Genomic DNA, 20,926 nt, shown 5'->3' on the forward strand with positions numbered 1-20,926 from the left:
TTTTACTCTGATGACTGGGATGAAAGCTTCGGTGGTACGCGATGCTGGGTAGCCTGCTCAAAGCCGTAGGCTAATTGGATGAGCACGGGCTCGCTATATGCCGTTCCGATGAACGTAATGCCCTGCGGCCCCTTCGTGATATAGCCTCCCGGGGCAATGACGCCATTCTCGGCATAACCGCCGGGTACGGTAACCGATGGATACCCTGCCCGGGCAGCCAAATCCGGTCCATATTCATTACCCAGAAACAGCAGGGCGTCGAGTTGATACGTCTGCAAAACATGGTCAATCCCTCTCGTTCCCGCCATTTCTTTGTTCTTCTGCTTGCTCTCAAGATACTCTGCTTCGGTCAGCGTGCCGCTCGTTTCCTCGGCCCAAATCAATGTCCCCTGTCCATATTTCAAGGCAGCATCGGCGTGTGCCTCATTATAAGCGATCACCTCGGCCAACGAATGAACCGGCAGAGACGCATCTACGTTCGCCAAATAATCATTGACATATTTCTTGAACTCATAGCGAAGGACATTGGCATCCCACTTGGTATCCTGGCAAGGCAGCTCCACCGGATCCATAATGGTAGCTCCTTGATCCCGAAGCACTTCAATGGCGGACTCTACAATATCTAGTCTATCCCGATCCAGGTGCTTATAGTAGTATCGGGGAATCCCGATTCGGGCTTTCTTCAAAAACTTTGAATCCAGAAACTTCGTGTAGTCCTCCACCCTTTTTTGGGGATCGATCATGGTCACTTCGTCCAGATCATCGGCTCCCGCGATCGCACTAAGCAGAATCGCTGCATCTTCCACCGTTCTGGTCATTGGACCGGCCGTATCCTGCGTGTGGGTGATAGGTATAATACCTGACCGGCTTACGAGTCCGATCGTCGGCTTAATGCCAACCAGACTATTCTGGCTGGAAGGACTGATAATCGATCCGGATGTTTCCGTCCCGATGGCCGCTGCGGCCAAATTCGCCGCCACCGCAGCACCGGAGCCTGAGCTTGAACCTCCAATGAACATTTCGCCAGGGCCGTAGGGATTTAACGTAAGTCCATGTCTTGACGAATATCCTGCCCACATCGTCGATGACATGAAATTCGCCCACTCGGTCATGTTGCTCTTGCCCAAAATAACAGCACCCGCTTTACGCAGCTTCGCAGCAACAAAGGAATCTTTGACGGCAAACGAATCCGCAAGGGTGATGGAGCCTGCGCTCGTATGCAGCCGATCCCCGGTGTCGATATTGTCCTTAAGCAGGATAGGAATCCCATGAAGCAATCCTCTTGCCCCCTGATCTTTGCGCTCCCGATCCAACTCCTCGGCAATTTGCAGCGCTTCAGGGTTCACCTCAAGAATCGAACGGAGAATTCCATCGTATAACCCGATCCGCTCCAGATACAATTGAACCAGCTCTACTGAAGTCACCCAACCCTCTGCCATCGCCTGCTGCATATCCGAAATGGTTGCTTCCACAATCCATGTTTTTTTATCCATGATCCTATATAGTCCCCCTGACTTATCTTACTGACCTTACGGTAGGTGATGGGGATTAATGTTTCATATTTTAGCCTCCAATCTGTTTATATCCTTATTTAATTCGGAAATCAGGAACAAAATTCCTCTTATTATGCATAATCCGAGCGGTACCTATATGTTTCCGTCTTCCCTGATCTTTGCTTGTAATCTCTTCATCTCCAACGAAACACAAAACGCGGACCAAGAATAGTTCTTGATCCGCTCCTGTCCCCACTCGAAATATTCAACTTAATGTACGATTCTACCGATACCATTGAGCCTGCTTGTTGAACATCTCGGCATAGTGGGCACCCTGCTCAATTAACTCCTCATGTCTTCCCTCTTCGACGATTCTCCCATCCTTGAGAACGAGAATGCGGTCCGCATGTCTGCAGCTTCCCAATCGGTGGGATATGAATATGGCAGTTTTGCCATCGGTCATGGACATCAGATTCTCGAAAATGGCGGATTCCGTCAACGGGTCTACTGCTGCTGTCGGCTCGTCCAGATAAATCACTTCGAAATCCCGATAGAACGCCCGGGCGATCGCTACCTTCTGCCATTGGCCCTGAGACAGTTCACGCCCTCCCGAGAAACGCGTTCCAAGCTGGGTTGTGACACCATCTTGCAGCGAATCCGCGAGTGAGGTCATCGATGCCTTATCCATGGCATCATTCAATTGGCGATGCGCTTGACAATCATTCGGATCCATCTCCTGCAGCGCTATGTTCGCCTCAAGGGTCAATTCATATCGATAAAAATCTTGAAAGACCGCCGTTACTCTACTGCGAAAGCTCGCAGGATCATAATCCTGTATCGGGACGCCGTCATAACGCACAACGCCATGCGTCGGTTCATACAGTCCCAGCATAACTTTTACGAGGGTGCTCTTCCCCGCACCGTTCTCGCCGACAATTGCGACCTTCTCTCCGGGCTTGATGCGAATCGTCAAATCCTCAAGAACAGGTTGTTCCTGGTTCGGATATCGAAACGTTACGCCTTCCACATCGATTCCTTCCCGTAAAGGCGTGTCCATCGGCAGAGCTTGATCCGTTTGCGGAACCGGCGTATCCAGAAATTCAAACAGTTCGTGGATGAACAGGCCGTCATGATAGATTTGCCCGATGTTCTGACTGATGTTTTGTATGGAATAACGGGTGTCCTGTACCGCTTGATAGAGCGCGACATAACTGCCAATGGTTAGTTTGACGCGGGAGCCGACCCATATGAATACAGCTAAAATGCTAAAAGAAAAAATCGTGACCGCCGATTCCACGATCAGGCGATTCTTCATATTTTTCCGTTCGACGCCCAACATCTCATACGTATTCTTGAAATAGATGCCCCGCCATTTGTTCAATAAGTAGTCTTTAGCATGAAACAGCCGGATTTCCTTGGCCGCTTCCTTCGTCTGCAGCAGCTGGTTCATATACGCCGCCATCCTGGATGAAGCAGTCTGCTGATGGATCACCACGAATCGGGAAGTGCCCTCTTTCTTCTGGATGATCAGCAGTGGTATGATCAGAAGCAGCATGACAATAGGCAATATGTAATGAAAGCTAAACAATAGAATGAGCAAACCGACCAGCGTAATGACGCTCTGTGCAATCGAGAACATGTAGAACACCATGTTAATACCGCATATATTCAGATTGCGCAGAGCCCGCTGCAGCTTGTCATAGCTTTCTGGAGATTCAAAGAATACGAACGGAAGCTTGCTTAACTTCTCAGATACCTGAAGGTTAAACCAGAAGGAGACATAAGCATTCATCTTTCGCTCGGTATACTTTTGAAGGGAGGCCAGCACAATGCCAATCAGCATAGCCATCAGTTGAAGAACCAGCCAATATAATGCGTTGATTGGAGTGTCGCCCCGAGTAAGAACGCCAGTAATGGCGTTTATGACTTGAGCCGTAACGTAAATCTGTGCTACGGGCAGAAAAGCTTGGAGTAGATATATCATCGTAGATCTAGTAAACATGCGTGGTGAGACACGGTACACTTGCTTCATAACCTCAAACATCAGGTTTGCATATTTCATGTTGTGCAACCTTGAGCCTCCTTCGTCATTAAGCCGATTTGTTAAGGGCTGAAGGTTTTGCCTGCGGCAGCTGCTTGATCATTTGTTCAAAATGATGCAAGTAATTGGTTACGCTTTTGTTGATCACGATCTGCTCCTCAGATAAATAGAACGCCATCGGAAACCGGTTCACCTTAAACGAATCGATCAAGGCCCGATCAGCCCACACCACCTGCAAATCCGTTAATCCATTGGCACTGGCCATTTCAGCGGCCTCATCGGCATCCTGGGCGTACAGAAACAACGTAATCGGAAGTTCCGGATGCGATGTCATGAACGTTTTGATAGCCCCGTATGTTTCCTTGCATGCATTGCAATGATTCATCGTGAACAAGAGGATTTTGGACGTATCGTCGTACAGATTAAGGGGTTCCCCGCTCATGCTCACGTAGGTTGTTCGGGGGATCTGCATGCCGAGCTCTAGTCCCTCCTTCGGAACGGTCGGTTCCTCATCACCGCTTACGGCTGCCTGCGGCCTCAACTTCAACTCTCGAACATGCCGGTACAGCTTCATGACAAAGAAGGCCAAACTGAATATCAAGCCATATTGAATCACGAGTACAGTTGTAATCAAATCCATAGATTTTATTCTCCCCTCGCCTGTATGGAATCAAGCGTATAAACATTCAATGCGATTAACGAAATAGCGGCAATCCCGACGGAGGACAGCAACGTGAGAACCGCCTCTTGGACCGGCATACTTAGTGGATTCACGGGTTCTGAAAAAAGCCAAATTAGCGCATTTAATAAACCTAAGCATGCAACTTTAACAACCGTATTCCTGCCGAGGGTCTCATTAGACCATGAGCCAAAGCAGCTGCATGTTATCTCCTGTTTCTGCACGACCCTGGCTTGGTAAACAGCGTAGCCGAACCCTGCCAGCAACATAAAAATCGCGATTTGCGCAAGCATTCTGCTCCAGGAAAACAATAAACCTGTCCCAGCTGCGATCTCAGCGGTGCAAATGAGAACAGGTACAATCGGTAAGCGACCTGCAGGCAGCTGCAATCGTTCGATTGTCGTCCTGAAATCCGCTAACGACAACAGTTTCGACACTCCCGAAAACACAAAAATCAAGCTCAGATACAAGAGGCACAGCGCACTCATGGACACCGTTCATTCTCCTTCCCGACAACCAGGGAGACCAAGCCCCCATCCGATGACATTGATACCTTGCCAGCACTGCTCCTTGCCGTTCTTCTTCGCTGCTCACTGTCTCTCTTTCATATTGCAATTGCAATGGACCTGTCATCATAATTGATACCTCACTCTTTAACGGTGATAAGAAACCCGAGAACCGGCGCGAAATATAAACAGCGGAACAAGGAGTTCCGCTGTTTATGCATGCGCTTTCATAAAAAAGTTAGCAACCGCAAGTATATCTCTCTTCGGAACCATTACCGCAGTCCCATACCTCAAGACGAACGCCAAATTTATCACGTCCGCATTGCTCCGTTGTGTTACAGGAAGTATGACGGAGAATACACATAAATGTTCACCTCCTTTCAAGTCATGAAATTCATCCATATAGATGAAAGGTGTTGCCGTGCTGAAGGATCGAGGTGTATTAAACACTGGATGCAGGAGCTTTCATTTCACAAGCCGAAAACACTGTAAGCGGGTTCAATTCAGAAGTAGCGTAAGAGGAGTTTGTCCTAACTAACTAGCTTTCAAGATATTACAAATATACTATATTTGTATTTTATTACAAGGATAATATCTTACAGTAAAATAATAGGATATTATCCCTTATTTAAGAAATTACACAATGAGGGTTGCCCCTCTCATGTTGATTAGGGCAACCCAGTTATAGTAATAATGAATCCGGTCAATCTATCCGTAATTAAAGGATAAATGTCCACTCAACTCCCCCTCCGATGACATAAACTAAGTACATACATTCATCCGGGGCGGTGATAAGACTGAAAACTCCCGTGATTAAACGGAAGCGGTATCCAACATTAAAATCCCATAGGCAACACAAACGCAGGAACTTCTAGAAGCGCAAATGTAAACATGTCGTATCACCATGCAATAGAAAAAGAAGTCGACCGTGCAAATCCAGATCCGATCATTCAACCATCATCCCATCTGTATGGCCGGAAACAGAACGGGGAAGGAGTTCAGAGGGATTACCTGGATTGCCTGCTCAGCCAGGTAATCCAGGGCTCTAAGGTGATCCAGGCATTCAAGGACCTCCAGGCGCACCAGGTCTTCCGGGCTCCACCGGAGCATCTGGTATCCCTGGTCAAGCGGGTCCCCAAGGGCTGCCGGGTATTCAAGGCATTCCTGGGGTGCAAGGCATCCCTGGAGTGCAAGGCATTCCAGGCCCTCAAGGTCCTCCGGGTCCCACTGGTCCACAAGGCATCCAAGGATTACCCGGTAGCGTGATTGTGCCGGAGATCATTGTAATGCCGACCACGCTTCGTTATTTTTACGTCTTGATGTCCGAAGTTAATCTGGATGCTCCCTTCGTCATATCTGCCAAGCAATTTACGGATGATGACGGAAATACATTTCAGAGCATTGAGGTCGGTCCGAACACCACCTCAACGGTTTACATCAACGGCATGATTCAGGAAGGCCGAATATACACCCTCACGCCGGAAGCACTAACCTTGTATTCTCCCGGCGATGTACTCCTGGCCGGCACTCCGATCTTGCTGGAGGTTCTATACCTCACCGTTCAGGTGGTGGCTTAAAACACACAAAGACCCCCACTGCATTCAGGCAGCGGGGGTTTTAGCATAATTAAATGACAACGCCTTTTTTGAGGATCACATTTGCATACAGCGCCTTTTCACCTGTCGACACGATGGCATAAGCCTTCTTCGCCCGTTCATAGAACGAGAATCGCTCTACCTCATCAAATGCCATGGGAACAGCGTGAAACTGCTGAACGATCTCACGGTATTCATTCCAAATCGGAGTTTCCACGGTATCACCCGGCGTCACTGCCATTAGCGCTACCGGGGACTCAACATACGTATCCAGCGGGAATAACGGCAATATCGCGTTTAATAATTCAGGAATCCCGTGTCCGTCTGCCCGGACCAACCGCTGGGCATGACTGGCTGCCGGAAAATTGGCATCGCCGAGCACAATTTCATCCGCGTGCCCCATCTCCATTAGAATCTTCAGCAGCTCAGGCGAGAGCACATGAGATATGCCTTTTAGCATGATATGTCATCCTTCTCTATCGAATTTAGATGTAAGGCTTGGGATTACATTAGGAGACCGTCAGTCTCCAAAGATCCCTGAACCTCACTGTTGTACCTGCTGCTGTTCGACAATGGATTTGTAATGTTGGAATGCTGCCTCCCAATCCTCGTCGGACTCAGGCTCGTACCAGGCAAGCGGAAAAGAACGCTTGACGAGTTCTACTCCCTCTTCCCGATTGCGCAATGTGCCATTCGCCACAAATTGAACCAGCATGTTCCCGATGGCACTTGCTTCAATCGGTCCGGCCCACACCGTTCGGCCCATGGCATTGGCCGTATACCTGCACAACAACTCGTTTTGAATGCCGCCGCCAACCATATGGAGCCCATCGAAATGCTGCCCTGTCAGAAGCTCCATCCGCTCAAGCACTTCCCGGTATCTTAGGGCCAAGCTCTGCAGTATGCACTGGACATACTCTCCGGTGCTATGCGGAATAGGCTGCCCTGTCTCCCGGCAGTAATCCCGGATTTCAGCCGTCATATCCGCCGGATTCATGAAGCGCAGGTCATCCGGGTTTATGAAGCTGCGGAACGGTTCCGCGTCCTGTGCGAGTTCAACCAGCTCTGCAAACGAATACGTCAACCCTTGATTCTCCCACTGCCGCTTGCACTCCTGAAGAATCCAGAGGCCCATGATATTCTTCAGCAATTGAAAGGTTTGGTAAGCTCCACCCTCATTGGAGAAGTCTTCTTCCAGCACGTCCGGGTGGACAAGCGGCTCTGGAAGTTCGGTTCCGAGAAGCGACCAGGTTCCGCATACAAGATAGGCAAAAAGGGATGTGTTCGCCGGAACGGCTACCACGGCGGATTCCGTATCATGCGAAGCTACAGCAATCGCTTTAATCGCCGGAACACCCAGCTCTTGCGCCACGGTATCCTGCAGACTTCCAATCACGGTTCCCGGCTGCACAGGTTCAATGAACAGGGATGTGGGAAGCCCCAGCTCCTCCATTAATGGTTCATTCCACTTGCCTTCTGTAACATGGTATAGCTGAGTCGTGGTGGCCATGGTAAATTCGCACGCCTGGACCCCGGTCAGAAAATAATTCAGAAGATCCGGCGTGAGCAGAAACTTGTCCGCAATATCCAGCATCGGGGATTTTGACTTCAGCACCGCATTTAACTGAAAGATCGTGTTAAACGGCATGAATTGCAGACCGGTTTCTTGAAACAGACGTTCTCTCCCGACCTGCTTGCAGGTTTCCTCCACCATGCCTTCCGTCCGCAGATCCCGGTAATGATAAGGAACTCCGATGAGCTCTCCATTACGGTCAATCAGTCCATAATCGACGCCCCATGAATCAATGCCATAACTGACCGGTTGATAGCCGGCCTGGAACGCTTTGCGGATACCATGCTTAACCTCCTGCAGCAGCATCGGGAAATTCCAGTGCAAATGCTCTCCCATCTGGACGGGTATATTGGCAAAGCGGTGAATCTCCGTAATCTTTAGCGTGCCGGGTGATTCATGATCAGAAGAGGTGATCTCGCCCAGCAGCGCCCGGCCGCTGCTGGCCCCCATGTCAAACGCAAGCACCGCAGATGATTTGCTCATAAGCCGCATCCTTTCTCACCTTTAGTACTATATCGATCCGAGTTTGAACAACCGGATCTGATCCACAATCTTTTATTTCATCTTCTGCAGGAGCTGAATACGATAATCTTCGCTCTCCAGTGCAGCGATATCATCCACTTCCTGGTCTGTCAGCGGCACCGGTGTGCCGGCTGCCTTGGCGCTCAGATAAATTTTGGCGCTCTCTTCAACCACCTGAGTTCGGTAATACGCTTCACGCAAATTCCGGCCGGTAGTGACCAGTCCGTGGTTACCCAGCAGAATGGAACTGGCTGCAGTTACTTTCTCCGCAACGGCATCTGCCAGCAAATCTGTCGTTGGAATGATGTAAGGAATATAGGCTGTACGTCCAACCAATGCCGCCTGGTCGGGAAACATCACCGGTAATTCCTTCTCGACCAACGTGAAGGCAATGCAATGGGATGGATGTGTATGAACCATCGCCCCGATATCAGGGTTGCTGCGATATCCATACAGATGCATCAGCACTTCGGAAGATGGTCGTAGACCTATATCGGTAATATCCCCGGTCGGGATATCCACTTCAATCCATTGCTCCGGTTCAATCTCCTCCAGCGCAAAACCGCTCGGGGACAAATACATTTTGTCCCCGGCTCTGGCGCTGATGTTTCCTCCAGGTCCTACAACGAGTCCGCTGTCGACGATTTTTTTGGCATACTTGCAGAGCTCATTTCTCGTTTCTATGTTCAGCATGATGTCCTACTCCTCTCGATTAACCTTATTTATACAGAGGACCGAAGTTCTGACAAGCGCGGAAATCGGCGCTCTCCGGATCGGTCGTTCCGAACATCCCCCATGCACGCGGGCGGAACACCTCTTCGGCAGGCACATTATGCATGTTGACTGGAATACGCAGGACCGAAGCCAGGGTGATCAGATCCGCTCCGATATGTCCGTAACTGATCACGCCATGATTAGCACCCCACTGGTTCATGACCTCATAAACGCTTGAAAACGCACCCTGTCCCGTAAGGTTCGGTACAAACCAGGTCGTTGGCCATGTTGGGTCGGTACGCTTGTCGAGCGTGTCGTGCACCTCCGCCGGCAGGTCCACGGAATAGCCTTCGGCGATTTGCAGGACGGGACCAAGCCCCTTTACCAAGTTTAGACGGAACATCGTCATCGGCATGCCGCCGCGCGTCAAGTAGTCGGTTGAGTAACCGCCGCCTCGGAAATACTCCAGGTTAGCCGGTCTCCATTGCGTGGCCTTCAGCGTGCGATCAACCTCTTCATCCGTGATCTCCCAGAACGGTTTCATAGCCGGTTTGCCGTCAATCTCCTGCTCGCCCGTTCCATCCAGTGCAGCCGAGCCGGAATTGATCAAATGCAGGATGCCGTTCTCCGCTTTGCCTTCAAGCTTATAGCCGGTCACCCGTTCCACCGAAGCCGGACTCCAGTAAGTCCGCACATCCGCGAAAATCTGTGCCGTATTGGTTAGCAGGTATCCAAACAGCATGCCGACACCGTTCAGGCTGTCATTCTCCGTTGCCACGATATACGGCGAACGTCTGCCGTTCCAATCGAAGGAGGTATTGAGGATGGTCTCCAGGAAGTCACCGTTAGGGGAATGATCTGTCCACTGGCGCTGACCCTGGAATCCGGAAGCGATTGCGCTGTGGCCCTGAGCTTCCTCTTCGAAACCAAGCTCCTTCAGACGCGGATTGCCAATCATCAAATCGCGGGTGATCAGCGTCATTTTGACAACAGTTTCCCACTCCAGATCCTTGCGCTCCCGGCTGTTCTGGAGATGATCCGGATTGTTATCCGGTCCTTCCGTACAGTTCTCCTTCACCCAAGCAAGCGCCTGCTCATACTCTTCAGGGTCATAGATGCCTTCTTCCAAGCGGCGCGTAAACTCACTCATGTCCACATATTCATTCCGCATGCCCAGATACTCCTGGAAGAAGCTGTCGTCCACGATCGAGCCGGCGATGCCCATCGACACCGAGCCCATAGATAAATACGATTGTCCGCGCATATACGCTGCAGCCAAGCCGCTCCTTGCAAAACGCAGAAGCTTCTCTTGAACGTCATCCGGAATGCGGGTATCCCCTTCATCCTGAACGTCTTCGCCATAGATGCCGAATGCAGGAAGCCCCTTCTGGGCATGGGCCGACAGTACGGCGGCCAGGTAAACCGCGCCTGGACGTCCTGTTCCGTTAAAGCCCCATACCGCCTTCGGACGGGAAGGATCCGCGTCCATCGTCTCGGTGCCGTAACACCAGCAAGGCGTAACAGTTATGGTCAGGCCGACCTCGGCATTCTTGAATTTTTTGGCAGCTGCAGTCGCTTCGGCCACTCCGCCAATGCACGTATCCGCAATCACGCATTCAACCGGCTCGCCGTTCGGATATTTGAGCTCCTTCGTCAACATCTCGGCGACAGCCTTAGCCAGATTCATGGTCTGTTCCTCTAGAGATTCCCGTACCCCTCTCCGTCTTCCATCTATCGTAGGGCGAATGCCGATTTTCGGAAATCCGTCCCGCCATCTGTAATCGTTTTCAATTGTCATGTGTGTCACGCCTCCCTATAAGGATTATGACATCATTGTAAGATTATTCGGTGCAAGAGATAACCCACTATTTTGTTATATCGAATCATAATTTCAGCAAGACTGTGAACCATTCCGAATAGCAGATGTAAACGATATCCGCATCGAAGGGCGTTTTGCATTATAATAGGTAGAGGATGTTGCTTTCCAGGAGGGACAAGAACGTGCCAAAGATCGAAATCTCGCATAGCAAAAGCGATCACTTCCGCTTCATCAAAAATCCGCAGCTGCTCTTTGCCGGGCAGGTCGTGGACGAGGACTTCTTTTATGGACCGCCGCAAATTCATGATTTCTGCGAGATCATCTATGTTGTAGAAGGACGCGGAGAATTCACGATTGCAGGAAAAGTATACGAACTCCACAAAGGCGATGTCGCGATTTATAACCCCGGCATTCCTCACGAGGAGAGATCTATCACGGACGAGCCTTTTAAGGTGATCTACTGCGGCGTGGATTCGCTTCACATTGAAGGGGTTCCCCAGGGGATGCTACTCCCGGCCTATGTGGAGCCGGTCATATCCTGTGAGAAATACGCCTATAAAGTAGAGAGCTATCTTTCCGAGATCCTCCGTGAATGCGATTCTCAGGTGCTTGGGTATGAAACGCTGAGCACCAACCTGCTGATGTCATTGATTACCGTGATCTACCGCATCGTCGATGTGAAGCACCAATTCCAGTCCTTGAAGGGCAAGAACGAAATCGCGCTGCGGACCAAACACTTTATTGACACCAATTATACCCAGAGCATCAGTCTCAAGGACATTGCCGATACGATGTATGTCAGTCAGCATTATTTGTCCCATCTGTTCAAAAAAGAAGTCGGCGATTCCCCCTTCAATTACTTGATATCCCGCCGGATTGAAGAGGCCAAGCGCCTGCTGGCAGATTCCGAAATGCCGATACATGAGGTTGCTTCTCAAGTGGGTTACGGCAACGATAAGTACTTCTCGATGTTATTCAAAAAAATTACCGGACAAACGCCGAGTTCGTTCCGGGAACAAAGCAAAATGGCCATGGAGTAAAGGGATTCATATGTGTAGACAGTTAAAAAAAGCTCATTCCTCCTCATCGTTCAAGTTGGAATAACAAAAAAACAGGTCAATCATGGTAGCATCTGACCATAATCGACCTGTTCAATGTAACGGACAAACCCTACCTACCATTCTAATCCACATACTTCTCAATCTCATTGGGCTGAAGTACAATCATAGCTTTAGTTATACCTGATTCATCTACGAATTCGATTTCATAGGCTTCATTCGGAATTGTATGCACTGAAACTACTACCCCGATGTCACCCTTTTTTAATCCCTCATTTGGGTAATCATTTAATATCACAACGGTATCGAGTTCATTAAAACTCATATCATCACCTACTTTACATATATGGTTGTCATCTCTGGTGCATCTGAACCTGGCTTAATAATCCAACCTGTTCTGACTGTAGTGGTGTTACCATTTGGACCTGTTATCTGCAAATCAACAGTATACCTTTGTCCATATTGGTCAACTTTACCCAAAACAGCTTCACTCTGGGGCAACTTCTCTTGAACCTGTTTCATTAAATCATCGGCATTGGATCTATTGTACCCTAGAGCACTTTCAAACACTTTCGCTTTGTTGCCCCCGACCGGATGTTCCGGATTTAGAGCGTAGTGTGTAAGTTTTCGAGGGTCTATCTTTGCATATTCTAGGTTAGGTAAAGCATTTTCAACTTTATCCGTTCCCTCATCGGCTTTATCCTTATTCGGCGGATCGTCATCCGGCCTCTTGGGATCGTCCCGATGCTTACCCGGGCCGTCATTCTTCGGAGGTTTCGGTTTAACCGGGACGTCGATATCCGGCTTCCGGGAACCGAACTTATCCAGAAGCTTGCGCACATAGCGGCGTCCTTTCATTCCTGCCCAGCTTAACGCTTTACCGAATGGGATTCGGCTTAGTACAATGCGTATAGCAACGGAAAGCGCTCTTTCGGGAGTCAAAAGCTTCTTCGGATCGCGGATATAGCCGGCAATCTCATGACCGCTCCCAGCGATTCCCATCCCTGTCATAGCGATGCCAAAAGCCGGCCAGAATCCGACGAACAGCAGTGACAAGGCAAGAGCTCCAAGAAGGATCGCGCCCTGTTCATACCAATCCAGCCGATCCCACCAATCTTGCAGCGAGTCGAACATACAGGCAAAACATGCCGTTTCTCCTCCGCTCGTATGTGTCCCGATGCCTGTGAACAGACCCGCCACGAGCAGAATTATAGCAAGTCCGGTTAGCACCTGGTAAAGAGCTTTTACCCGAGCCTGGACAGGTTCCTGTCTACCGGCTGCTTCTTCATTTCCATAAAGTAAATGAAATCCGAGCTCCCTGCGCTCCCGGTAAAATCCTAGCCAATATACGAATTTCCCACGGTCCAGACAAAAAGAGCGGGTCATATTCCACAGCTCGGTAAATGGATTAAGCAGCGGCTCGCTCGGCAGCGACGGCAGTCGGTTTCGTATTTTGTTCAGCGACCAATAATCGGCAATAATCGATGCAAACAGCATCAGCAGGAAGACCGGTTGAGTTCTATAACCGCTGCCGGTCCAATCATGAAACCGGAACACCCAACCCGGCAGCTGGTGCTGACCATTATAAGCCGCGTGATCAAGGATGGCCCACAGCAACATGATTGCTGGGAACAGAAAAACCCATTTCGTCAGTTTTGTCCGCAGCCTATAGGCTATTCCGCACGCAAGCGCGATCATGGCGGTATGCACAGGATGACCGACGGTCATCAGCGTCGGAAACACACTTTCTTCGAAACGCCCGGGAAACAGTGAGAACAAATCCCAATGGATCGTTTCGCCGCCCAGCCATGTAAAGCTGTAGCCGAACTTTTCCGCAAGCGGGCCGGAACTTAGCCATCTTCGGGAGAGCTCTTCCATCAGTTGGAAGCCAACGCCAGTCGCCGCGCCGATGAGCGTGTAATCGCTTAAACTCAAGGCGGAAGCTCGACGTGAAAACAACAGAAATATGCCTAGCGGAAGGAGCTTCCACAATTCTTCGAAAATTGGCGTGATAACGGCAATGGACCAAGTGTCGGATGTTTCTCCGCCAAAAAGCACGTGGAGAGCATTGACCGTAAGCGTCGTGAACGGAACGACAAGAAAAACGCCTGCCAGAACAAACAGCACAATCTGCTTCCACGGTATCGTTTTGCTTCGGCATAGAAACCAAAATTGCAGGAGTACATAAAACGACCATAAATATTGAACCATCATGGTACGCGATTCTTTAACGAAAAACAAGCTTAAAACAAACAGGATTAGCGACAACCAGGAAAATATCGTATACGCCGTTTTAATAAACGGATATTTCTCAATCCAGGACCGGCCAGTTCGATAGATAGACTCCAGGAAATCCCGAATTCCGGTTCGGATGGACCAGATCGAATTCATAACGGTCGCCTCCTTTGAAAGCGGCTTCGTGCGAGCAGGACGTCTCCCTTGATGTCGGTCCGGCCACGAGTAATGATAAGAACTCATAAAACCATGGTCACCGATCGATCGCAGCGGAGTTTTTGTGAGTTTCTCCGCAAATTATCTATAGTCTGTTTTTTACAAGATATTAGTAGTATAGTCATTCTAGTAAAATGTGGCAAAAGGCGCTAGTCTCATATCTGATGAATATTTTCAACAACATCCCAGGAAACGAAGTTGAATTATCAAGGGTGGCTTGCTTTTGTTCCCCATGAAAAATCCCCTCCAAGTAAACGGATGTGCTCTTTCTACGCACTGTCTACTTGAAGGGGATAATGTCCATTGTACGGCTGCCTGATTTTTTAAATATGAACGGCATCCGTCTTCTATGTCATCAAAAGTATGGGGCATGCTTGATTTTAATGGGACCGACCGCTTCGATCTTGCTCTGGCATCCCAGACGATATCCTTCTTCGATCTCCTCAGGATCCAGGCGTTGTTCTTCGGCCAGATTGGGCCCGGACAAATACTCGATTCCCTCCGCCACCATGCAGCGGCAGCGTGCACAAGTTCCTCTTTTGCAAAAAGAGTTCCAGTCCACGTCATTCCGTTCGGCCAGATCAAGCACCGTCATGCCAAGAACAGGAGCCACACTGCGGCGAACCTCGCGACCTGTTAGTTCAATGATCCGATCCGGTACAGCTTCGATCATCTCTTCCGGGATGCGCGAGTTGTTGTCTTCGCTATTCCTACCCTTTTTGTTTTTCCAGAATTTAAACACGCGTGTTATCCCCCTATGCATATCATCATCAGGTTATGTATTAAATCCTTCATTTATTATACCGGAAAGTTTAAAAAATCAACATGCTTACTCTTATCTATTCTATGACATCATGTAATTGGAATTCTATGAAAATTTTGCTATACTAGCGTATGCTATATAAGTTGAACTAAAGATTCTTAGCCTGAGCATCACTACGAATGCGGATTATTCTTCCTATCGCTGCTGCCCCCAGATTTTCTTCTATACATCCATATCATGGTTAAAATCCGGGGACAGTATATGCTTCCGATGCGAGCTTTCCTTTGGAAAGCTTTCGGCCGACCCCTTCGTTTCTCCAGAATAATTCCGCCTTCTTTCGTTGAAGTTCTTCTTTTCTTTAGTTCAATTTCTATATAGAACAAATTCTATGAAAATCATTCTATTATTTTTTTAGGGTTGGAGGGGAAACAAAGTATGCTGCAAATACGAATAGGAAAAATAGCTGTCGCTGCCGTTCTTGCCTTATCCTTGCTCGGCACCGCCCCCCATGTTAGTCAGGTGTATGCTGAGCCTGCCATATCGGTAAAGCTGGATGATGTTACGCTAACCTTCGATGCGGCTCCGCGGGTGGACAAAGGGGTCACCTACGTTCCATTCCGAACGGTCGGTGAAGCGCTTGGCATTCAAATCACCTGGAATAGCAAGACGCAGACCGTAAAGGCCATCGGCCGTGTGAAAGGCCAATCGACTGAAGTGTTACTTCAGGTGGGAAGCACGACAGCAACGGTCAATGGAAAACAAGTGAAGCTTGCGGCCCCGCCGGTTCAACGGGAAGGCCGTGTACTGATCCCGCTTAGCTCGTTCAGCAGCCAATTCGGTGTCGATGTGGGCTGGAATCAGGCAACTCGCACGGTCTCCCTTGTATCGCCGCAGCGCGAGATGCATTTGAGAGCCTTCTATGCATTGCAATCTTTCCAAGAACGGGATCTTGTTACATCTATGAATTCAGTCGCCTTTGGATGGAGCCGCATCGATCGTGAGGGTCAGTTCACGCTTCAAGGCGACGAGTACCGCCTGCCCGCTGCGGCCGGTGACGTTACGCCGCAATCGATGGTAACAGATGCTGCGGACCAGAAGATTAAACCATACCTCATGGTCTACGCCTTGGATGGAAACGGCGAATTAACCAAAGTACTGAGCGATAGCAGCCTGCGCCAAAAGTCCATTGAAGGCATCACAGCCGCGGTAACGGAGAACGGCTTCGGCGGCGTTGTACTTGATTTTGAAGGGCTCGGTTTTAAACTGGATGTCGTAAACCAGCAGAAGCTGCTCAATGATTATGTCAAGCAATTAAAGGCAGCATTGCCGCATGACATTGCTCTGTCCTTAGCGGTGCCGCCATTGAACAGCGCCTATAAAGGCTATGATTACAAGACGCTTGCTTCCATCGCCGATGATCTCATCGTTATGGCTTATCAGTACAATCCGGTCGGAACCAAATCTCAGGTTCCCGAACCAAACAGTCTGGTGGACCAAGCGATCCAGTTGGCACTCCAAGCAGGTGTCCCGAAGCAGAAGCTTTTGCTCGGTATCAGCTTAAGCAGCGAAACAGCCACTTCCGTGGACGATAAGCTCGGTTTGGCCAAGCGTTATGATCTGAAAGGTGCCGCTTTCTGGCGTCTTGGCTTGTTCCGTCTTTATAATAACGGGATGGAAGCAGCTGTGAATGCCTCCGTTGTTAAGGAGTAACCGAACAACCCCTGTGGGATTGACAGACTTATAGTAAGAAAAACTTCTATCGACGTACTTTCACAGATGACAGACCGCAGTTAGTCGAAGTTTTTCTTGCGATATCAGGAAGTCACAAGCTTCGAAGTTTATACTTTCTGATATCTAAAAAAAGAAAGCCTGACAAGGACATCCCTTTGTCAGGCTTTCTGGTTATGTATTGAACCCTAAACTGCAATGTAATCCAATTAGCTTGCGCTTCCTATCAGCCTCGCATAATTTTCTTGACTCAACACACGACGTGCCGTGACATAACGGGGCTCGTAATATGAATCGCTAAGCTTGCTGATTCTGACTCCCTTGCTACTGGAAGCATGCGCAAATTGTCCATCACCAATGTAAACGCCTGCATGAGAAATTCCGCTGCCGCTCGTATTGAAGAATACCAGATCTCCAACACGCAGATCTTCACGATCCACATGTTCCCCGGCGCTAGCCTGGCTTTGGGATGTGCGTGGAAGATCTATATCGAAATTTCTAAACATGTACAGAATAAACCCGGAGCAATCAAACCCGCTAGTGGTCGTTCCGCCCCATTTGTATGGCGTTCCTACCAATTGCTTCACTTGATATTGAAAATTCGGTTGTTGATCAGCAAATGCTGATACGGCACCAGAAGAAAAAATAATTGCAGACCCTAGCAAAGTGATGACAAACTTCTTCAAAATATGTTCTCTCCTTCGATGCCTACGGAGTTAGCTAAAGGTTCGGTTGAAGGTTCCCTATACTCTCTATACAAGAGTAATTCACCCAAGACGGTTCCCCCGTTTTCACAAACGAAATTCGGCAAAATTCATTAACGTTTTGTAACCTTCTCTTAATATAGTATACAAGCAAGGATGCTGTCAATCATATCCTAAAAATCTATCGTTTTATGTTTGGAGCTGTCGTAAAGATGAAATATTTCTGCCGGATATTTGTTACCATCTCACCCAGTCATGACAATTATGTAACTCTGCCTTCCTTCTCACACTGCTTTTTATAATAATCTATATAGATTGAACTAACGAAAAGAAGAACCTCAACGGAGAAGACGGAATTATTCTGGAGAAGCGGTAGCGGTCGCCTTTGCACCCGGATTTCAACCCTTTTTAATGGATTGATAGAAATCTGGGGGCAACAGCGATCGGAAGAATAATCCGTATTCGTAGTGATGCTCGGGCTGAGAATCTTTAGTTCAATCTATATAGCAACTTTTTACAAAACTACGCGTTTACATAATCAGAAATGAAATTAAAGAGGTGATCCATCCCTTATGAGTCAAATTACGATGGCAGAAGCTTTGGCTGTCCGGGCAGCAATCAACCGTCTCATCAATCAATTGATGTCGGAACGATTGAACAACAGCAGCACGATCATTGAAAAAGGGGAGACGGCGGAATACCCTACACGCAGCGTGGATGCCATTACGGAAGAGATCGAAGCGGCCGCGGCGGATTACAGAAAGCTGGATTTGCTGATGGCAATCTCCAATACAACGCAAACCATTAGCTGGAACGGCTCCGACATGACCATCATGGAAGCGATCGAACTGGCCAAGCAGATACGCAGCGATATCGGACAGCTTGCCCATCTCGGCTCCCGCAAGAAGCTGGAACGCCAGAGCAGCCGTGGCAGCGGAGACGGTGCCGTAACGTTGTTCAACGTCGCCTTATATGATCCGGAAGCTTATCAGGCGCAAGCGCGCAAGAAGGAACGCGAAGTAACCAAGCTCTCTTCACTGATTGAACATGCCAATCATACGTCCATGATTACGTTTGACGCATCCAAGTACATGGAATAGCGGCAGCCGCCGGCTCCAAGCCTGCAGGTCACCTCGCGTGCGGGTTTGGAGCCGGCGGTTTCCGCCGGCATTGCGGGAAAGTGTGAGCAACCGCTTATTGTTTGTCGGATACAAACAAACCTAACCAGGAAACCAAAAAATCGACTCCAGTGAAAACGGATGACGGCTTACGGTTCACGCCTATCACTTGTCACATGTTACGGACTTATAACGATAAAAATGATCGCTCCGTTTCCCGCTCTCTATGAATAATTGGAAAGCCGCCCCCTGAAGGGCGGCTTTTGTCTAATTCGGTTAAGCTCGATTAACATGAAACTACGTTGCCGATCCAAACACTTTCTATCTAAACTCTATTCCATCCTTTATCCTATCCGTGACCTTCTCTTTACCCCTATGCTACTGGAACAAGGCCGCAGCTCCAACCAGACCAACATCGTCCCGAAGTCCTGCAGGAACGATTTCGTACGTCCCTAAATAGGATGGCATCACCAGCTTGTCTGTCATTTCCCGCAGCTGCGGAAATAAAAGCTCGCCAGCTCTGCTTACTCCCCCTCCAATCACGATGCGATCGGGGTTAAAGCTGTGAATGACGTTAACCAGACCAAGCGCCATGTAATAAATAGCACGGTCGATGACCTCTACAGCTACAGGATCATGAAGACGTTTTGCCTCAAACACATGCTTTGCATTCACTCCCGATTCGGCTGCAGCCAGTTCTGTTATGACGCTGGTCTGGGAGCGCATCCGCTGGGAGGCCTCATGACCAATGGCCGTTCCTGAAGCAAATACCTCCCAGCAGCCGTGACTGCCGCAATTGCACTGCGGACCGTTCGGATCAATAATATGGTGTCCCAGTTCCCCAGCAAAGGAACTGCTGCCCAGAAACAGCTTCCCATCCAGCACGATGCCTGAGCCGATGCCGGTGCTTAGCGTCACGTACACCATGTTCGTCGACCCTCTTCCGGCACCTCTTACATACTCTCCCCATGCGGCTGCATTCGCGTCATTCAGCACCTGAACCTCCGTTTGCAGATCACGTTCCATCCATGCTTTGAGGGGGACATTCGTCCATTCCGGCAGATTTGTTCCATGAATGACAATGCCCTCCCGGCTGTTAACCGTTCCCGGCGATGCCATGCCTACGCCTCGGAGCGTATGGCCGCCCGACACGCTGCGGATCATGGCCGTAATTCTTCCGACCACATCCTCCGCCGTTCGCGTACCTGCTGTTTCCATCTGCTCCCTTTTCAGCAGCTGTCCTTCGGAATCAAAGAGCGCTGCCGCGATCTTCGTACCCCCAAGGTCAACACCAACCACAAATTCTTGCTGTTTATTCCATACGGTTTGCAATTTTTGTTCACCTGTTTCCGATAGGTTTGCTACTTCTATTGATGGATGCTCTCAGCCAGCGATCGCAGCTCGACCGGATCGATGGGCTTCAGCCCTGATCGACCGTACCGGACAGCAGAGCCGAAATGCACCTCGCTCACACCGGTCCGGTCGATAAAATCGTGTATGATTTCCCACTTCAGGCCATTGCCGGCCAATATTTTAAGCTCACTGCCTGCCGTTTGTTCTACAAGCTCCCGAATTCTCGGGATGGCCTGCGGTGCAGGCTGCGGTCCTCCTGAGGTTAGGACACGGGTAACCGACGAGTATTTCTGCAATGTACGCAGCCCTTCGAACTGATCCTCCAGTTCATCAAAAGCCCGGTGGAACGTGACCTGCATATCTCCTGTCCATTCCAGCATTTTAACCAAAGAGACCTCGTCAATCTTCCCTTCCGGCGTCAGCATGCCAAGCACAACGCCAGCTGCACCAGCCATGCGGATCGCCTTAACCTCCGCCATCATGGTAGCTATATCATGTTCGTTGTACACAAAGGATCTGCTATGAGGTCTAACCATGACATGAACAGGAATCTGAACGGCTTTCACTACCTCTTCAACAAGCCCGATCCCCGGCGTAAGTCCGCCTTCGGTTATCGCCGTGATCAATTCCAGACGATCCGCGCCATTCTTTTCTGCTGTGATGGCATCATCCACGCATGTTGCGATTATTTCAAGCAGCATCGTCGTCACTCCTTACTGAAGTTGATTCTTTAAGATGTTGTTCAAAAAGTCCGCTTTTGATCACGAAGTGAATCAGGAAGTGGGCTCGGCATCGAATCTTGAATTCAG

Annotated in this window: 19 protein-coding genes and 1 riboswitch; of the genes, 5 read left to right on the top strand and 14 right to left on the bottom strand. The window is 49.3% G+C overall.

Features of this window, described 5'->3' with window-relative positions:
- Nucleotides 1-2 precede the first annotated feature (2 nt).
- From ABEW73_RS08730 to ABEW73_RS08745, 4 genes are all read right to left on the bottom strand, one after another.
- Nucleotides 3-1,493, bottom strand: coding sequence for an amidase family protein (locus ABEW73_RS08730; protein WP_430164276.1), 1,491 nt, complete (start codon nucleotides 1,491-1,493; stop codon nucleotides 3-5).
- Between the two features lie 283 nt (nucleotides 1,494-1,776).
- Complete coding sequence (locus ABEW73_RS08735) at nucleotides 1,777-3,555, bottom strand: ABC transporter ATP-binding protein (protein WP_430164973.1); 1,779 nt, start codon at nucleotides 3,553-3,555, stop codon at nucleotides 1,777-1,779.
- 28 nt (nucleotides 3,556-3,583) lie between these two features.
- Nucleotides 3,584-4,174, bottom strand: a complete 591-nt coding sequence (locus ABEW73_RS08740; protein ID WP_430164278.1) for a hypothetical protein — start codon at nucleotides 4,172-4,174, stop codon at nucleotides 3,584-3,586.
- Nucleotides 4,175-4,179: 5 nt separating this feature from the next.
- Entirely contained in the window at nucleotides 4,180-4,701 is a 522-nt protein-coding gene (locus ABEW73_RS08745) for a MauE/DoxX family redox-associated membrane protein (RefSeq protein WP_430164976.1), read from the bottom strand.
- 909 nt (nucleotides 4,702-5,610) lie between these two features.
- On the opposite strand from ABEW73_RS08745, the gene ABEW73_RS08750 reads away from it, so the two are divergent.
- Both ABEW73_RS08750 and ABEW73_RS08755 read left to right on the top strand, forming a co-directional pair.
- The gene (locus tag ABEW73_RS08750; RefSeq protein ID WP_430164280.1) at nucleotides 5,611-5,985 is read left to right on the top strand and encodes a hypothetical protein; all 375 of its coding nucleotides are present in this window, start codon (nucleotides 5,611-5,613) and stop codon (nucleotides 5,983-5,985) included.
- Nucleotides 5,982-6,296: a DUF4183 domain-containing protein gene (locus tag ABEW73_RS08755; protein ID WP_430164282.1), complete on the top strand. Its 315-nt coding sequence runs from the start codon at nucleotides 5,982-5,984 to the stop codon at nucleotides 6,294-6,296. The genes ABEW73_RS08750 and ABEW73_RS08755 overlap by 4 nt, the downstream gene beginning before the upstream one ends.
- A 49-nt stretch (nucleotides 6,297-6,345) precedes the next feature.
- Here the strand turns inward: ABEW73_RS08755 and fucU are convergent, their stop codons facing one another.
- From fucU to ABEW73_RS08775, 4 genes are all read right to left on the bottom strand, one after another.
- A complete protein-coding gene (gene fucU, locus ABEW73_RS08760; RefSeq protein WP_430164285.1) occupies nucleotides 6,346-6,774 on the bottom strand; it encodes an L-fucose mutarotase in 429 nt (142 codons plus the stop codon).
- A gap of 84 nt (nucleotides 6,775-6,858) precedes the next feature.
- Entirely contained in the window at nucleotides 6,859-8,370 is a 1,512-nt protein-coding gene (locus tag ABEW73_RS08765; RefSeq protein WP_430164288.1) for a rhamnulokinase, read from the bottom strand.
- 72 nt (nucleotides 8,371-8,442) lie between these two features.
- Nucleotides 8,443-9,102: a class II aldolase/adducin family protein gene (locus ABEW73_RS08770; protein WP_430164290.1), complete on the bottom strand. Its 660-nt coding sequence runs from the start codon at nucleotides 9,100-9,102 to the stop codon at nucleotides 8,443-8,445.
- A 25-nt stretch (nucleotides 9,103-9,127) separates the two neighbouring features.
- Nucleotides 9,128-10,921: an L-fucose isomerase gene (locus ABEW73_RS08775; protein ID WP_430164292.1), complete on the bottom strand. Its 1,794-nt coding sequence runs from the start codon at nucleotides 10,919-10,921 to the stop codon at nucleotides 9,128-9,130.
- Nucleotides 10,922-11,124: 203 nt separating this feature from the next.
- Between ABEW73_RS08775 and ABEW73_RS08780 the strand changes: the two genes are divergently transcribed.
- Nucleotides 11,125-11,982, top strand: coding sequence for an AraC family transcriptional regulator (locus tag ABEW73_RS08780; RefSeq protein ID WP_430164295.1), 858 nt, complete (start codon nucleotides 11,125-11,127; stop codon nucleotides 11,980-11,982).
- Nucleotides 11,983-12,124: 142 nt separating this feature from the next.
- Here ABEW73_RS08780 and ABEW73_RS08785 read toward each other — a convergent pair whose 3' ends face one another.
- The 3 genes from ABEW73_RS08785 to ABEW73_RS08795 all read right to left on the bottom strand — a co-directional run bounded on the left by ABEW73_RS08785 (nucleotide 12,125) and on the right by ABEW73_RS08795 (nucleotide 15,193).
- Complete coding sequence (locus ABEW73_RS08785; RefSeq protein WP_430164298.1) at nucleotides 12,125-12,325, bottom strand: DUF4926 domain-containing protein; 201 nt, start codon at nucleotides 12,323-12,325, stop codon at nucleotides 12,125-12,127.
- Between the two features lie 8 nt (nucleotides 12,326-12,333).
- Complete coding sequence (locus ABEW73_RS08790; protein WP_430164300.1) at nucleotides 12,334-14,391, bottom strand: DUF6883 domain-containing protein; 2,058 nt, start codon at nucleotides 14,389-14,391, stop codon at nucleotides 12,334-12,336.
- 415 nt (nucleotides 14,392-14,806) lie between these two features.
- Complete coding sequence (locus tag ABEW73_RS08795) at nucleotides 14,807-15,193, bottom strand: 2Fe-2S iron-sulfur cluster-binding protein (protein ID WP_430164302.1); 387 nt, start codon at nucleotides 15,191-15,193, stop codon at nucleotides 14,807-14,809.
- A 456-nt stretch (nucleotides 15,194-15,649) separates the two neighbouring features.
- Here ABEW73_RS08795 and ABEW73_RS08800 point away from each other — a divergent pair, with 456 nt between their 5' ends.
- Nucleotides 15,650-16,924 (top strand): stalk domain-containing protein, encoded by a 1,275-nt coding sequence (locus ABEW73_RS08800; RefSeq protein ID WP_430164304.1) that lies wholly within the window; start codon nucleotides 15,650-15,652, stop codon nucleotides 16,922-16,924.
- A 227-nt stretch (nucleotides 16,925-17,151) separates the two neighbouring features.
- Here ABEW73_RS08800 and ABEW73_RS08805 read toward each other — a convergent pair whose 3' ends face one another.
- Complete coding sequence (locus tag ABEW73_RS08805; protein WP_430164307.1) at nucleotides 17,152-17,628, bottom strand: C40 family peptidase; 477 nt, start codon at nucleotides 17,626-17,628, stop codon at nucleotides 17,152-17,154.
- Nucleotides 17,629-17,631: 3 nt separating this feature from the next.
- Nucleotides 17,632-17,762: riboswitch (cyclic di-AMP (ydaO/yuaA leader) on the bottom strand.
- A gap of 456 nt (nucleotides 17,763-18,218) precedes the next feature.
- Here ABEW73_RS08805 and ABEW73_RS08810 point away from each other — a divergent pair.
- Complete coding sequence (locus ABEW73_RS08810; RefSeq protein WP_430164310.1) at nucleotides 18,219-18,746, top strand: hypothetical protein; 528 nt, start codon at nucleotides 18,219-18,221, stop codon at nucleotides 18,744-18,746.
- 396 nt (nucleotides 18,747-19,142) lie between these two features.
- Here the strand turns inward: ABEW73_RS08810 and ABEW73_RS08815 are convergent, their stop codons facing one another.
- Complete coding sequence (locus ABEW73_RS08815; RefSeq protein WP_430164313.1) at nucleotides 19,143-20,096, bottom strand: ROK family protein; 954 nt, start codon at nucleotides 20,094-20,096, stop codon at nucleotides 19,143-19,145.
- Nucleotides 20,097-20,131: 35 nt separating this feature from the next.
- Nucleotides 20,132-20,818, bottom strand: coding sequence for a copper homeostasis protein CutC (locus tag ABEW73_RS08820; RefSeq protein ID WP_430164316.1), 687 nt, complete (start codon nucleotides 20,816-20,818; stop codon nucleotides 20,132-20,134).
- Nucleotides 20,819-20,926: the final 108 nt, after the last annotated feature.

The sequence above is a fragment of the Paenibacillus lautus genome, assembly GCF_050482385.1.
Classification (GTDB): domain Bacteria; phylum Bacillota; class Bacilli; order Paenibacillales; family Paenibacillaceae; genus Paenibacillus_AQ; species Paenibacillus_AQ lautus_B.

Bases quoted from the DNA above. Each gene is read 5' to 3' on its own strand.
- ABEW73_RS08730 (WP_430164276.1), bottom strand. From the start codon at position 1,493: ATGGATAAAAAAACATGGATTGTGGAAGCAACCATTTCGGATATGCAG.
- ABEW73_RS08735 (WP_430164973.1), bottom strand. From the start codon at position 3,555: ATGAAATATGCAAACCTGATGTTTGAGGTTATGAAGCAAGTGTACCGT.
- ABEW73_RS08740 (WP_430164278.1), bottom strand. From the start codon at position 4,174: ATGGATTTGATTACAACTGTACTCGTGATTCAATATGGCTTGATATTC.
- ABEW73_RS08745 (WP_430164976.1), bottom strand. From the start codon at position 4,701: ATGAGTGCGCTGTGCCTCTTGTATCTGAGCTTGATTTTTGTGTTTTCG.
- ABEW73_RS08750 (WP_430164280.1), top strand. From the start codon at position 5,611: ATGTCGTATCACCATGCAATAGAAAAAGAAGTCGACCGTGCAAATCCA.
- fucU (WP_430164285.1), bottom strand. From the start codon at position 6,774: ATGCTAAAAGGCATATCTCATGTGCTCTCGCCTGAGCTGCTGAAGATT.
- ABEW73_RS08765 (WP_430164288.1), bottom strand. From the start codon at position 8,370: ATGAGCAAATCATCTGCGGTGCTTGCGTTTGACATGGGGGCCAGCAGC.
- ABEW73_RS08770 (WP_430164290.1), bottom strand. From the start codon at position 9,102: ATGCTGAACATAGAAACGAGAAATGAGCTCTGCAAGTATGCCAAAAAA.
- ABEW73_RS08775 (WP_430164292.1), bottom strand. From the start codon at position 10,921: ATGACAATTGAAAACGATTACAGATGGCGGGACGGATTTCCGAAAATC.
- ABEW73_RS08785 (WP_430164298.1), bottom strand. From the start codon at position 12,325: ATGAGTTTTAATGAACTCGATACCGTTGTGATATTAAATGATTACCCA.
- ABEW73_RS08790 (WP_430164300.1), bottom strand. From the start codon at position 14,391: ATGAATTCGATCTGGTCCATCCGAACCGGAATTCGGGATTTCCTGGAG.
- ABEW73_RS08800 (WP_430164304.1), top strand. From the start codon at position 15,650: ATGCTGCAAATACGAATAGGAAAAATAGCTGTCGCTGCCGTTCTTGCC.
- ABEW73_RS08810 (WP_430164310.1), top strand. From the start codon at position 18,219: ATGAGTCAAATTACGATGGCAGAAGCTTTGGCTGTCCGGGCAGCAATC.
- ABEW73_RS08820 (WP_430164316.1), bottom strand. From the start codon at position 20,818: ATGCTGCTTGAAATAATCGCAACATGCGTGGATGATGCCATCACAGCA.